Below are 12,955 nucleotides of genomic sequence, written 5' to 3' on the forward strand. Positions count from 1 at the left end.
GCCGAGCGCCGGCAGAACCGCCAGCCCCGCCGCCATCGCCAGCCCGCCCCACACGCTCGTGACGAGCACGTGCAGCGTTTGCATGCCGATCGCCGCGGACGCCACGCCGGCATCGGCCGCATGCCCGAGCGACGCCTTGCCCGCCGCGACCGCGATCACCGCGAGCCACAGCAGCGCATTGCGCAGCATGCCCGTGTGACTGGTCACCGCTGTGCCGAGCAAGACGAGCGCGCCGGCAAACGCGACGCTCCAGCCGTAGCCGACATGCGTTTGCGTCAGCACGGTCGGCACGACGCCGAACGCGGCCGGCAAGGCGACGCCGCCCATTGACGCCGCCTGATACAGCAGCCAGCCCAGGTCCGCGAGCACCAGCACGACCGTCGCGGTCAGCAGCGATCGTTGCGCGCGCATCCAGGCCGGGCGCGCGGGGGAAATTTTTTGCTTGGCGTCGTTCGCGAGCCACGCGCCGAGCAACGCCGAACCGACCGCAAACGCAAACGCGACGTTCATGAGCGCGGCCATGGCGACCTGCCCGATCCACAAACCGTCGACGCTCATTTAACGTTGAACGCGAAGTCGCCTTGGGTACGGTGGCCATCGGTGGCGACCGCGATCCAGTGCACCGCATAGCGGCCCGTGCTCAACGGCGGCAGCGGCAGGCGCATCACCCTGGCGTCCTGCTTGTCGACTTCCGAGGCGGCCTGCGTGGCGGCCTTGCCGCTCGCATCGGCCAGTGTGATCCTGCTGAACGCCGGCTCGAGGGGCTCGGTGAAATGGATCGTCACCGCGGTGGGCGCGACGGCGTCGGCGTTGGCCGCCGGCTCGCTGGACGCGAGATGCGCATGCGCGGATGCGGCAGCCGTCACAACCAGCGCCGCGGCGCCGACCATCCACGCACGCAGCGCCGGACGGGAAAAATGGAATAGCTTCATGTAAGGCCGATAGCTGATGAACAGGAAAACGGTGAGTGTCGAGCCGGGCGCATCTGGCTCGGACAGCGGCCGGCGAGCCCGGAAGTGTACGCTTCGATGGATCGCTCCGGCATCGGTTCAACCCGTTTTGTTGAATGGCACGGCGCGCCCCGCGTCAACGAGGTGGGACGGAACAGCCAGGTTGAGATGACGAAAACGCCACACGAAGCAGTATTGCGCGCCAAACTGTCGCATCGGCGTTACACCAGGAACCTTCTCTAACGTGACAAATAGTCACCATCACCCTTCAATGATAGAATGCTGCGTCGCCGCAGCGCCGGCTGCCCTTCACACCGAGCCGCTCGAAGTTCGGTCAGGTCCCCGATTTTGATGGAGTTACGCGTGTCTTCTAGACGCCTTTTCCGCCCGTTGGTCGCCCTTCTCCTGATCGGCTCCGCGGGTGTCTATAGCGCTGCGAAAGCGCAGACTCAACCGAAGGCCCCCGACACAATGGAAGCGCGCGTGCAGGGTTGCACGGCGTGCCATGGCTCGCATGGGCAAGGTACCGACAACGACTACTTCCCACGCCTCGCGGGCAAGCCGGCCGACTATCTCTTCAACCAGTTGCAGAACTTCCGCGAAGGGCGTCGCAAGTACCCGCCCATGAATTACCTCGTCACGTATCTTTCGGACGACTACCTTCATCAGATCGCGACGTTCTTTTCGCAGCAGCGCCCGCCGTATCCGCCGCCGGCCAAGCCGACGGTGTCGTCGGCCACGCTCGCGCGCGGCCAGCAGCTCGTGCTGAATGGCGACGCGGGCAAGCAGATCCCGGCTTGCGCGGCCTGCCACGGCAAGGCCTTGACGGGCATGGAGCCGGCCATCCCCGGACTGGTCGGCCTGCACGCCGACTACATCAGCGCGCAACTGGGCGCATGGCGCTCGGGTACGCGTCACGCCATCGCGCCTGATTGCATGCACACCATCGCCACGCGCCTGAGCGACGAAGACGTGAACGCCGTTGCGGCATGGCTTTCCACGCAGCAGGCCCCACAAAACCCCGTGCCGGCTCCGGCCCGCTCGTTGAAGACTCCGCTTGCCTGCGGCAGCGAACCGCAATAAGGCACCGGGAGAGACACTCAAATGAAACGCAAGTCCTTGTTCGCCCTCTCGGCAGTCGTCGTGGTCGCGGCTGCCGCACTCGTTCCCGTCCTGTGGTCGGGCGGCGACAACCTGCATAACGGCTCGGCGATGGCGGCGACGCCCGCCGATCAGGCCGAACTGATCAAGAAGGGCGAGTACCTCGCCCGCGCCGGCGACTGTATCGCCTGCCACACGGTGCGCGGCGGCAAGCAGTTCGCCGGCGGCCTGCCGATGGCCACGCCGTTCGGCACGATGTTCACGCCGAACATCACACCGGACGACCAGTACGGCATCGGCAAGTGGACCCAGGACGACTTCTATCGCGCGATGCACACCGGCCGCTCGAAAGACGGCAGCCTGCTGTATCCGGGCTTCCCGTTCACGAGCTACACGAAGGTCACGCGCGCCGACTCGGACGCGATCTACGCTTTCCTGCGCTCGGTCCCGCCGGTCAACGTGCCGAGCCGTCCGCACGAACTCAAATTCCCGTTCAACCAGCGCAACATGCTGATCGGCTGGCGCACGCTGTTCTTCCGTGAAGGCGAGTTCAAGCCGGATCCCACCAAGTCGGTCGAATGGAACCGTGGCGCCTACCTGATCGAAGGCCTCGGCCATTGCGGCATGTGCCACACCTCGATCAACGCGATGGGCGGCCCGGTCAATTCGGCAGCCTTCGCGGGCGGCCTGATCCCGCTGCAGAACTGGTACGCGCCGTCGCTGACGTCGAACCGTGAAGCCGGCCTCGGCGACTGGGACCTGAAGGACATTGCCGATCTGCTGAAGACCGGCGTGTCGAATCGCGGCGCCGTGTTCGGTCCGATGGCTGAAGTGGTTCACAACAGCCTGCAGTACATGTCGGACGAAGACATCAACGCAATGGCCACGTACCTGAAGACGATTCCGCAAAAGAGCGAGGCGCCTGAACCGCTGCAGCTCGAAACGTCGGAAAAGTTCGGCGGCGAACTGTTGAAGCAAGGCGCGAAGATCTACGCTGACAACTGCGCGAAGTGCCACGCGGAAAACGGCCTCGGCATGCCGCCGTCGTTCCCGCCGCTCGCGAACAATCAGTCGATCCAGATGCCGTCGGCGGTCAACCCGATCCGCATGGTGCTCAACGGTGGTTATCCGCCCAGCACCGAAGCCAACCCGCATCCGTATGGCATGCCGCCGTTCGCACAGTCGCTGTCGAACACGGAAGTCGCCGCGGTCGTGACGTATATCCGTATGTCGTGGGGCAACCACGGCACGCCGGTGTCGCCGCAGCAAGTGTCCGATCTGCGTTCGGCGCCGCTCGACTAAGCAGCCTTCGTTGCACCCGGGGCGCGGCCTGCGTAATTCGCGGCCGCGCCCTTCGTTTTTGCAGGACCGGTATCATGTGGGTATTTACCCTGGTGAAACCGCGCAGGAGGAAAGAGCCGTGCATGTCGGTGAGCGTTTGAACAGCATGACCCATCTCGTCGGCGCCGTGCTGTCGGTGGTGGGGCTGGTCACGCTCGTCACGATGGGCGCGCTCGAAGGCGACACGTACAAGGTGGTCAGCTTCGCGGTATATGGAGCAATGCTGTTCGTGCTGTATGCTATCTCGACGCTTTACCACAGCGCGCGTAACCCGCGCGTCAAAGCGGTCCTGCAGAAATGCGACCATTCGGCGATCTACCTGCTGATCGCCGGCAGCTACACTCCGTTCACGCTTGTCACCTTGCGCGGGCCGTGGGGCTGGTCGTTGTTCGGCGTGAGTTGGGGGCTTGCCGCTCTCGGCATCGTGCAGGAACTGACGCTCGGGCGACGCACCCGCAGCGTGTCGATGGTGCTGTATGTTTTGATGGGATGGCTCGCGCTCGTTGCCGTCCACCCGCTGCTGCAAGCTTTACCCGCAGCGGGTACCGCCTGGCTCGTGGCCGGCGGGGTCATCTACAGCGCCGGCATCTACTTCTTCATCAACGACGAGCGCATCCGGCATGGACATGGTATCTGGCACCTGTTCGTACTGGCGGGCAGTCTGTGTCAATTCGTCAGCGTTGCGCGCTATGTCGCGTGACGCCCCACGGCGACGAAATGCAACTTAAGGCCAGTCAACGTGTCTGCATAGCGCGTTGAAGCATTCGGCACGTGTTTGAACGTGCCGCCGATTTCTCTGCGACCGGAACTGGGCTTGGGCATGAACGCGCCACGCTGGCGTGTTCATGCTGCTTTCATGCCTGCTCGAGCCCATTTGTGCCGTTCGCGAAACTGCATTGCAAAGAGCATTTATGTCTTTTGATTCCCTCGGCTTGTCCGAACCGTTAGTCCGCGCTGTACACGAACTCGGCTATACCACTCCGACTCCCATCCAGACGCAAGCGATCCCTGCCGTGCTCAACGGCGGCGACCTGCTGGCCGGCGCGCAGACCGGCACCGGCAAGACCGCCGGTTTCACGCTGCCCATCCTGCAGCGTCTCAACTCGATGCCCGCCGTGGCCACGGCCTCGGGCAAGCGCGCGGTGCGCGCACTGATCCTCACGCCGACGCGTGAGCTGGCCGCGCAGGTCGAAGAAAGCGTGCGTGCTTACGGCAAGTATCTGAAGCTGAAGTCGACCGTGATGTTCGGCGGCGTCGGCATCAATCCGCAGATCGGCGCGTTGCGTAGCGGCGTGGACATCGTCGTCGCGACGCCGGGCCGTCTGCTCGATCACATGCAGCAGAAGACCATCGATCTGTCGCATCTCGAGATTCTCGTGCTCGACGAAGCCGACCGCATGCTCGACATGGGCTTCATCCACGACATCAAGCGTGTGCTCGCCAAGTTGCCGCCAAAGCGTCAGAACCTGCTGTTCTCGGCCACGTTCTCCGACGAGATCAAGACCCTCGCCGACAACCTGCTCGACTCGCCGGCGCTGATCGAAGTGGCTCGCCGCAATACGACGGCGGAAACAGTCGCTCAAAAGATTCACCCGGTTGACCGCGACAAGAAGCGCGAACTGCTCACGCATCTGATCAAGCAGCACAACTGGTTTCAGGTGCTGGTGTTCACGCGCACGAAGCACGGCGCGAACCGCCTCGCCGAACAACTGACCAAGGACGGCATCAGCGCGCTCGCGATTCACGGCAACAAGAGTCAGTCGGCCCGTACCCGCGCGCTCGCCGAGTTCAAGGACGGCACGCTGCAGGTGCTGGTCGCGACCGACATCGCCGCGCGCGGCATCGATATCGATCAATTGCCCCACGTGGTCAACTTCGATCTGCCGAACGTGCCGGAAGATTACGTGCACCGCATCGGCCGCACGGGTCGCGCGGGCGCGACGGGCGAAGCGGTGTCGCTGGTGTGCGTCGATGAATTGCAACTGCTGAAGGACATCGAGAAGCTGATCAAGCGTCCGGTGCCGCAGGAAGTCATCGCCGGTTTCGAACCAGACCCGACCGCGAAGCCGGAACCCATCCTGCGCCGTGGCCAGGGTGGCGGCGGCGGTGGTCGTTCGCCGCGTCAAGGTCAAGGCGCGCCGAAGCGTGAGGGCAACGCGGCGGCGAAGCCTGCTCAGCGTTCGGGCCAGCGTCCGGCGAACGGTCAGCAACAGCCGAAACCGCAGGGCGCGAAGCCGGCGGGCAACGGCGGCCAGCAGCGTCGCGATGGTCAGCGCCATGACGACCGTCCGCGCGCCGCCGCGCATGAAGGCAGCGCTGCGCAACATGCGCCGCGCAAGCCGCACGCCAATAAGCCGCAAGGCAGCAATCCGGGTGCGTTGCTGGGCGGCGCGAAGCCGCGCAACGACGCACCGCGCGGCGGCCAGCCGTCACGCAGCGGCCAGCGCGGTCGTTAAGCAAGGCTCCCGGCCTGCCGCTTGGTCCTCGCTCGTCGAGGACTAACGGCCGGCCGCGGCGGCCGCTTGCTTCAGATGCTCGACCTGCCGTTCCCAACGGTCGAGCACCACACTGCCCTGTCCTTCCAGTTCGAACGTGATGCCGCTCGTCAGGCGCGCATAACGCACGCTCTGCGCTTCGGCCGTATCGATCGAACCGATCAGATAGACCAACCCGCTGTCGTCTCCGGCGACACCGGCCAGCGGTGTGAAAAGCAACTGCACCTGATAGAAAGCTGCGTCGCAGACGAAACTCAGCGCGGCGCGTCCGCTTTGCGCGACCGCGCGCGCTGCCCTCGCCTGCGGCCACAACGCGATGCACAGCGTGCGCGAATCGGGCGCGTACAGTTCGCCGACGCCTAGCAAGGACGTGCGCACGTGGCCGTTGGTATCGACGCTCAGCAGCGACGCGGTGAACCCTGTCTTGCGCGCCAGCGACGAACCGTCGAACAGCGCGCGTACGGTATCAGGCCATTCGTCGAACACGTTCTGTTCGAGCGGACGTGCAGGTGCGGAGGAATCGCTCATGCTGTCGATCCGGTTGAAGGTGGGGAAGCCTCAATCATGCCTCGAAAACGCAATGGCCCGCGTTTGCGGGCCATTCTTCTGCATGTCGTTGCGTAATTGCGCTTGAATAAGCCTAAGACACGCTGCTCGCCAGCGACTCAGCGAAAGAACACATGCTGTGTGATCTTCGCGAGCGGATAGTGCACGCCCGGCTGGATCTTCGCCGGCAGATCGAGCGGCTTGAGTAGCATCTTGACGCACATGTCGGCGGACAGGTTGCGCCGCACCAGCGTATTGATACGCGCCGCGCGCTCGCGGTTATACGCGGAATCGTGCACGCGCTCCGGATAGCGAATCGCGAACACATGACGCAGCGCGATTTCCGAGTCTTCGTTCTTGATCTCCATCACGCGGCGCATCAGCGCGCCGAGTACCGCGAGCCGTCCGTTGCCTTCGATCCGGTTGTACTTCTTGAAGAACTTGAAAAAGTGCTTGTAGTGACGGACTTCGTCGGTGCGGATGTTGTCGGTGATCTGCTTGAGCACCGGTTCATCCGAACATTCGCCGATCGCGCGGTACAACGTCGCCGTGCCGGTCTCCACCACGCAGCGCGCGACCATTTCGAGCGCGCGCGTCTTCTCGAAGTCTTCGACCGAACAGGTCAGCGAATATTCGTCCATGAAATTGCGGAAGGCGGTGTCCCAGTCGAATTCGGGCCACACATAGGCGACATACGTTTTGAGTGCGCGGCCATGCTGCATCTCTTCCGGCTCCCACTCGTTGTTGAGCCAGGCCGAGACCTCGGGATCGCCGTTGAAAAAAGTACTTAGATTGCTCGTGTAGAGATCGGTGCCGCTTTCAATGAACGAAGCCGCGCACAGGAGCAGCAGCAGGTCTTCGTTAGCGACGGCCTTCTGACGATCAATGCGGGCGAGGTCGATATCCTCGATCCGCCAGGGCATGACATGGTTCAGCTCGGTATGCATCGCGTCTTGCTCCGAATGCTGCCCCGACTCGTGCTGCCTGCGCGAAACCGCCTCGCATTCGCCGTGACGGTTCGCTATGTCGGACACAGCGCTTGAATTAGAGTTAACCCCTTGTGTCTGCATCTTAGCCGGTGTTAACCAACTCTGCAGACAACCCAGCACAGACCATGCCGGACGGGCTCAGTTCCAATTCGGAGATAGGCGGAACGCTCGGTCGAAGAAAAAATCAGGCGCCAGATGAAAAAAAACGGCTCGAAAGAGCTGGCTTCAGGGCAGGGCATGAAGCCTGTGAGCCTCGCAAGTCACCGCACAGACGCTGGAGCCAGCGGGCGAGCGCGGCCCCGCCCGCCCTCGCCGCGAGGGGCGATGCTCAGGCCGGCTGCACGCTTTGGAGCGGGCGCACGCGGCGCATGCGGTGCGCTACGATGATCAACGACACGCCCGACAGCACCGCCGCAAGCAGCACGTAATAACTGGGCGCGAGCTTGTCGCCGGTGAGATGAATGAAGGTCTCGACGATCGTTGGCGCAAAGCCGCCGAAGATCGTCACGCCGATGCTATAGCCGATCGAGAGACCCGTCGAGCGCACGTGCGTCGGAAAGATCTCGGACATCAGCGCGGGCATCGGTCCGGAGTACGCGGCCTTGAAGATGCCCGCGATGGCTTGCAGCGCCATCAGCCAGCCGATCGTCGGATGAGACTGCAGCCACGCGAACATCGGGTAGATCATGACGCCCATCAGGATCGACGTAGTCAGCATGATGCGAATCCGGCCGATGCGGTCGGACAATGCGCCCATCACCGGCGAAAAGATGAACTGCAGTCCGCCGTTGAGCACCACCACACCGAATGACGCGGCCGCCGACATGTGCAACTGCTTGACCGCGTACATCGGCATGTAGAGTTGCAGCACGTAAACTCCAACCGTCGACTGCGCCACGATGCCGATCGCGAGCACCAGGTTGACCCACTGGTTGGCGAACGATACGCCCTTCGCTTCGCTCGCGTCTTTGCGCTCGCCGGCCGCTTCGCGTGCCTTGCGCAACTCGATAAACTCCGGCGTTTCGTCGAGATGCGAGCGGATGTAGAAGCCGACTGGCCCGACCAGCAAACCGAACACGAATGGCAGCCGCCAGCCCCAGCTACTGAGATGCTCGGGCGACATCCATGCGGTCAGCAGCGAGCCGAAGGTCGCGGCGGTGATCGCCGCGAGGCCCTGACTCGCGAACTGCCAGCTCGCGTAATAACCTCGGCGCGACGCACTGTGCTCAACCATGAAGGCCGTCGCGCTGCCGAACTCGCCGCCCACCGCGAAGCCTTGCACGAGCCGCGCGAGCAGTATCAGCAACGGCGCCGCGATGCCGATCGACGCATACGGCGGCATCACGGCCATCGTGAAGGTGCCGACCATCATCAATGCGATGGCGAGCGTGAGCGCCGCCTTGCGGCCCTTGCGGTCGCCGTAGATGCCCAGCACGACCGCGCCCAGCGGACGCATCAGGAACGAGATGCCGAACGTGGCGATGGCGAGCAGTGTCGAGAGCCACTCGTCCTGCATCGGAAAAAACTCTTTGGCAATGATGGTCGCGAAATAGCCGTAGACCAGAAAGTCGAACCATTCGAGCGCATTGCCGACCGATGACGAAAACACGATCCGCCGCACCATCGCTTTGGAAAGCGGTGCGGACGACGCGTGAGGGGAAGCTGTCGTGGATGGCGACGCGTGGGTGTGCATGATGTCTCCTGCCTTGTTCAATGCCTGCTTTGACGCCGTATGCCTGGCGTGCGGGGTGTATCCGAAACTTGATCGATGGGCGTGACGCGCGAGGCGGCTGATGTCGTTCGATGGCGGCGTTCATGCGTGGCAGCGCGTCGGGTGGCTCACATGCCGACCGCCGCGAATGCGATGGAAGCCATGCGGCGACACGCAGTGTGAGCCGCCCGCGGCCTCGCCGAACTCGCCGACGCGCCGCCGGGGCGTTGCCCGATGCGGCATCCCCGGCTCGCCGCGCATCACGCGTGACTGGATCAGAACCCGGCGGCCAACCCGTCGCGACGGCTGTCGCTCGCCGCCACGTAGCCGCGCTCCGGATCGTTGCGGTCGAGCTTCCAGATGTACTGGCCCGAACCGAAGTCCATGTACGGATCGTCGACCGACTTGATCGTGTGGCCCAGCTTCTGCAACGCCTCGGCGGTCTTCGGGTCGAGCGTGGATTCGATGTCGATCGTGAAGTCGCGGTTGACCTTCCAGCGCGGCGCATCGCACGCGGCCTGCGGTTGCTGACCGTAGTCGAGCATCCGCACGACGGATTGCAGATGGCCTTGCGGCTGCATGTCGCCGCCCATCACGCCGAAGCTCATCACCGCTTCCTGCTGGCCGTTCACCTGCTGCGTGAGGAACGACGGGATGATCGTGTGGAACGGGCGCTTGCCGCCTTCCACGACGTTCGGCGACTTCGGGTCCATCGAGAAGCCGCAGCCGCGGTTCTGCATCGCGATGCCGCTATCCGGCACCACGATGCCCGAGCCGAAGCCCATGTAATTCGATTGAATGAAGCTGACCATCATGCCGCGCTCGTCCGCCACCGACATGTAGATCGTGCCGCCCGCCTTCGGCATGCCGAAGTCGAACTGCTTCGCGCGCTTGTGATCGATCAGCTTCGCGCGCGACGTGAGGTACGCGTCGTCGAGCATCTGCTCGGGCGTGACTTCCATCGAACGCGGATCGGCGACGTAGCGGTAGACATCGGCGAACGCCAGCTTCATCGCTTCGATCTGCAAGTGCTGCGACTCGACGTTGTCGACCGCCAGCGACTTCACGTCGAATTTTTCGAGGATGCCCAACGCGATCAGCGCCGCGATGCCCTGACCGTTCGGCGGAATCTCATGCACGGTGTAGCCGCGATAATCCTTGCCGATCGGCTCAACCCAGTCCGCGCGATAATTGCGCAGGTCGTCGAGCGTGAGCGCCGCGCCGCCTTCGCGCGCGAACGCCGCGATCCGCTCGGCGATCTCGCCTTCGTAGTACGCGCGCGGGCCTAGCTCAGCGAGCTTGCGCAGCGTCTTCGCGTGGCCGGGGAAGCGCACCAGCTCGCTCACTTCAGGCGCGCGGCCGCGCGGCATGAAGGTTTGCGCGAAGCCCGGCAGGTCCTTCAGTTCCGGCACGGCCGCCGCCCACTTGTAGGCGACGATGCTCGCTACCGCATGACCGCGCTCGGCGATTTCGATGGCCGGCTCCATCAGGTCGGCGAACGGCAGCGTGCCAAATTTCTGATGGAGCGCTTCCCAGCCCGCGATTACGCCAGGCACCGTCACCGCATCCCAGCCGCGCTTGGGCTGCTTCGCGAGACCATTTTCCTCGCCGTATTTGCGCTTGAAATAATCGACGTTCCACGCCGCCGGCGACACGCCCGACGCGTTCAGGCCATGCAGCTTCTTGCCGTCCCACACCAGAGCGAACGCGTCGCCGCCAAGGCCGCACGACACCGGCTCGACCACCGTGATGGCGGCGGCCGCCGCGATCGCCGCATCGACGGCATTGCCGCCTTTCCACAGCATGCGCAGGCCGGCTTGTGCGGCGAGCGGATGCGAAGTCGAAACGAGGTTGCGCGCGAATACAGGCAGACGCGGCGTCGGATAGGGGTTTTGCCAGTTGAAGCCAGTCATGTCGAACACTCTCGAAAGCGCGATCCGGCGCGAGGAAAACCGCCGGATACGAAGGAATCGTAAAAACAGGGGTAAAACGCGAAACCGTGGATTGCAGCGCGAACCGGCCCAAAAAACAAATTCATTTATCAAATGAATAAATGCACCTGGCGCCTGAATGGATCAGACGATTGCCGGTGTGCGGCTTATGCGTGTCGCACGAGTTGACGGACAAGGGGACCGATGGTCTTACAATAGTCGTATCGCATTCACGCATAACCCGGTTTCCGGCTTGGCACATCGCGCCGGCGGCGGGCAGTGCCCGATAAAAATCCCACGACCCGAGACACATGACCCGAGACCCCCGCCTCACTCTCAATGCCCGGCAACAGGAATTGCTGGAGTGGGTGCAACGCGACGGCTTCGTAACCGTGGACGACCTCGCGGCACACTTCGACGTGACGCCGCAAACGATCCGCCGCGACGTCAACTGGCTTGCCGACATGAACCTGCTGCGCCGCTATCACGGCGGCGCCAGTCTGCCGACCAGTTCCGAGAACGTCTCGTACACTGCACGCCAGCGGATGTTCCATGACGAAAAGCGGCGCATCGCAGCGCTAGTAGCCACTCACATTCCCGATCAGGCGTCGCTCTTCATCAACCTCGGTACCACGACCGAGGAAGTCGCCCGCGCACTCAACCGGCATCGCGGGTTGCGCGTGATCACGAACAATCTGAACGTCGCGAGCATGATGAGCGGCTATCCGGATTGCGAGGTGCTGGTGACAGGCGGCATCGTGCGGCCGTGGGACAAGGGCATCGTCGGCGAACTGGCGATCGATTTCATCCGTCAGTTCAAGGTGGACTTCGCGATCATCGGCACGTCGAGCATCGAAACGGACGGCACACTGCGCGATTTCGACACCCGCGAAGTGCGCGTGGCCGAGGCAATCATCCAGCACGCGCGCACCGTATTCCTTGCGGCCGACAGCTCGAAATTCGGCCGCCCGGCGCTGGTCCGCCAAGGCCATCTCGACCAGATCGACGCACTCTTCACCGATGCCGCGCCACCCACCCCTCTGGTTGAAGCCCTCACCGCCGCCAACTGCCAGGTGTACGTCGCGGAGTAACTACGCGTTCCGCGTCATGCTGCAGCGCACGCAAAACTTCGAGTGAAATCAAGGATCGGGCCGCGATTCCTAACCGCCGCCGGGCCCCGCGATTGTCAAAGGGAATATTTGCTGGGGCACATTTGGCGTTTAACGTGCGGTTGACTACACTCCAGTTCCCGCTGTGCGTTCCGCGTTCTGCGTAGCGCCGGTTGCGTGATTGTGTCGTGTGAGCCGTACTTCCCGCCTGATCCTCTAGCGGACTTCACTGGCATCTCGCCAGTCGCCGGCAAGGCCGTCCGCGTTTGCTTGACATGGAGAGAACGATGCTGAGTCCGCATGAATTCGCCACGTTGTTGCTCGTCAAGGACGCCCCCAATCAGGTCGACATGGGCCGAGAAGAACTCGACGCGCTGCTGGAACGCCAGTTGGTACAACTCGAACGACTCGCGTCGGGCAACGAACAATGGCGTGTGACGGAAACCGGCGATAACGCGCTGCGGGCTATCAAGCGTTTTTCCTGATGTCGCGAAAGCTTGTCGCTGTTTTTTGCAGTCGACGCGCGGTCTTGCAATGACGCCGGGGTGCGTCGTACACAGTTCGTACGGCCCCCCGCTCCGTGTCGATTGCCTCGTATTTTCTATGCCCTAACGAAGCCGAGGCGGGCTGCCGGTCAAGCGGCCGCTTTGTCGCGTCGTCGTGCCCGACTGATTGACACAGTGAATTGACGCGACGGACCTTCGGCCCTCGCGCCTGTCCAACCTCGCTTTCCCCGGACGGCCTTCGGCCATTCCGCCCAGCGACGCGACACAACGCAACGC

General features: G+C 63.6%; 11 protein-coding genes and 1 pseudogene. 6 read left to right on the forward strand and 6 right to left on the reverse strand.

Annotation, left to right across the window (positions count from 1 at the left end; translation table 11 throughout):
* Positions 1–558 (reverse strand): annotated as a pseudogene (locus CIC12_RS11180) (copper resistance protein CopD); the annotation flags it as partial.
* On the reverse strand, positions 555–932 hold the full coding sequence (gene copC, locus CIC12_RS11185; RefSeq protein WP_168664183.1) for a copper homeostasis periplasmic binding protein CopC: 378 nt from the start codon (positions 930–932) through the stop codon (positions 555–557). The pseudogene CIC12_RS11180 and the gene copC, both read right to left, overlap by 4 nt.
* A 369-nt stretch (positions 933–1,301) precedes the next feature.
* On the opposite strand from copC, the gene CIC12_RS11190 reads away from it, so the two are divergent.
* The 4 genes from CIC12_RS11190 to CIC12_RS11205 all read left to right on the forward strand — a co-directional run bounded on the left by CIC12_RS11190 (position 1,302) and on the right by CIC12_RS11205 (position 5,848).
* Positions 1,302–2,033, forward strand: coding sequence for a c-type cytochrome (locus tag CIC12_RS11190; RefSeq protein ID WP_168664184.1), 732 nt, complete (start codon positions 1,302–1,304; stop codon positions 2,031–2,033).
* Positions 2,034–2,054: 21 nt separating this feature from the next.
* The gene (locus tag CIC12_RS11195; protein WP_168664185.1) at positions 2,055–3,353 is read left to right on the forward strand and encodes a c-type cytochrome; all 1,299 of its coding nucleotides are present in this window, start codon (positions 2,055–2,057) and stop codon (positions 3,351–3,353) included.
* 118 nt (positions 3,354–3,471) lie between these two features.
* Positions 3,472–4,092 carry a PAQR family membrane homeostasis protein TrhA gene (gene trhA / locus CIC12_RS11200; protein WP_168664186.1) on the forward strand — a complete coding sequence of 207 codons (621 nt, stop codon included), beginning with the start codon at positions 3,472–3,474 and terminating at the stop codon, positions 4,090–4,092.
* 211 nt (positions 4,093–4,303) lie between these two features.
* Positions 4,304–5,848 (forward strand): DEAD/DEAH box helicase, encoded by a 1,545-nt coding sequence (locus CIC12_RS11205; RefSeq protein WP_168664187.1) that lies wholly within the window; start codon positions 4,304–4,306, stop codon positions 5,846–5,848.
* Positions 5,849–5,890: 42 nt separating this feature from the next.
* On the opposite strand, the gene CIC12_RS11210 is transcribed toward CIC12_RS11205, so the two are convergent.
* The 4 genes from CIC12_RS11210 to CIC12_RS11225 all read right to left on the reverse strand — a co-directional run bounded on the left by CIC12_RS11210 (position 5,891) and on the right by CIC12_RS11225 (position 11,046).
* Positions 5,891–6,415: a hypothetical protein gene (locus CIC12_RS11210; RefSeq protein ID WP_168664188.1), complete on the reverse strand. Its 525-nt coding sequence runs from the start codon at positions 6,413–6,415 to the stop codon at positions 5,891–5,893.
* Between the two features lie 137 nt (positions 6,416–6,552).
* Positions 6,553–7,380 carry a ferritin-like domain-containing protein gene (locus tag CIC12_RS11215; RefSeq protein ID WP_168664189.1) on the reverse strand — a complete coding sequence of 276 codons (828 nt, stop codon included), beginning with the start codon at positions 7,378–7,380 and terminating at the stop codon, positions 6,553–6,555.
* Positions 7,381–7,750: 370 nt separating this feature from the next.
* Positions 7,751–9,115 carry an MFS transporter gene (locus CIC12_RS11220; RefSeq protein WP_168664190.1) on the reverse strand — a complete coding sequence of 455 codons (1,365 nt, stop codon included), beginning with the start codon at positions 9,113–9,115 and terminating at the stop codon, positions 7,751–7,753.
* Positions 9,116–9,408: 293 nt separating this feature from the next.
* Positions 9,409–11,046, reverse strand: a complete 1,638-nt coding sequence (locus tag CIC12_RS11225) for a gamma-glutamyltransferase family protein (RefSeq protein ID WP_168664191.1) — start codon at positions 11,044–11,046, stop codon at positions 9,409–9,411.
* A 329-nt stretch (positions 11,047–11,375) separates the two neighbouring features.
* On the opposite strand from CIC12_RS11225, the gene CIC12_RS11230 reads away from it, so the two are divergent.
* Together CIC12_RS11230 and CIC12_RS11235 are read left to right on the forward strand one after the other, a co-directional pair.
* Positions 11,376–12,155 carry a DeoR/GlpR family DNA-binding transcription regulator gene (locus tag CIC12_RS11230; RefSeq protein ID WP_168664192.1) on the forward strand — a complete coding sequence of 260 codons (780 nt, stop codon included), beginning with the start codon at positions 11,376–11,378 and terminating at the stop codon, positions 12,153–12,155.
* Positions 12,156–12,460: 305 nt separating this feature from the next.
* A complete protein-coding gene (locus CIC12_RS11235) occupies positions 12,461–12,658 on the forward strand; it encodes a hypothetical protein (protein ID WP_168664193.1) in 198 nt (65 codons plus the stop codon).
* The last annotated feature ends 297 nt before the right edge of the window (positions 12,659–12,955 follow it).

Origin of the sequence: Paraburkholderia sp. SG-MS1, from assembly GCF_012275575.1 — a bacterium.
Taxonomy (GTDB): Bacteria; Pseudomonadota; Gammaproteobacteria; order Burkholderiales; family Burkholderiaceae; genus Paraburkholderia.

Excerpts from the sequence above, each read along its gene's own strand:
- CIC12_RS11190 (WP_168664184.1), top strand. The coding sequence starts at position 1,302 with ATGGAGTTACGCGTGTCTTCTAGACGCCTTTTCCGCCCGTTGGTCGCC.
- CIC12_RS11215 (WP_168664189.1), bottom strand. The coding sequence starts at position 7,380 with ATGCATACCGAGCTGAACCATGTCATGCCCTGGCGGATCGAGGATATC.
- CIC12_RS11230 (WP_168664192.1), top strand. The coding sequence starts at position 11,376 with ATGACCCGAGACCCCCGCCTCACTCTCAATGCCCGGCAACAGGAATTG.
- CIC12_RS11195 (WP_168664185.1), top strand. The coding sequence starts at position 2,055 with ATGAAACGCAAGTCCTTGTTCGCCCTCTCGGCAGTCGTCGTGGTCGCG.
- copC (WP_168664183.1), bottom strand. The coding sequence starts at position 932 with ATGAAGCTATTCCATTTTTCCCGTCCGGCGCTGCGTGCGTGGATGGTC.
- CIC12_RS11210 (WP_168664188.1), bottom strand. The coding sequence starts at position 6,415 with ATGAGCGATTCCTCCGCACCTGCACGTCCGCTCGAACAGAACGTGTTC.
- CIC12_RS11220 (WP_168664190.1), bottom strand. The coding sequence starts at position 9,115 with ATGCACACCCACGCGTCGCCATCCACGACAGCTTCCCCTCACGCGTCG.
- CIC12_RS11225 (WP_168664191.1), bottom strand. The coding sequence starts at position 11,046 with ATGACTGGCTTCAACTGGCAAAACCCCTATCCGACGCCGCGTCTGCCT.
- CIC12_RS11235 (WP_168664193.1), top strand. The coding sequence starts at position 12,461 with ATGCTGAGTCCGCATGAATTCGCCACGTTGTTGCTCGTCAAGGACGCC.
- CIC12_RS11205 (WP_168664187.1), top strand. The coding sequence starts at position 4,304 with ATGTCTTTTGATTCCCTCGGCTTGTCCGAACCGTTAGTCCGCGCTGTA.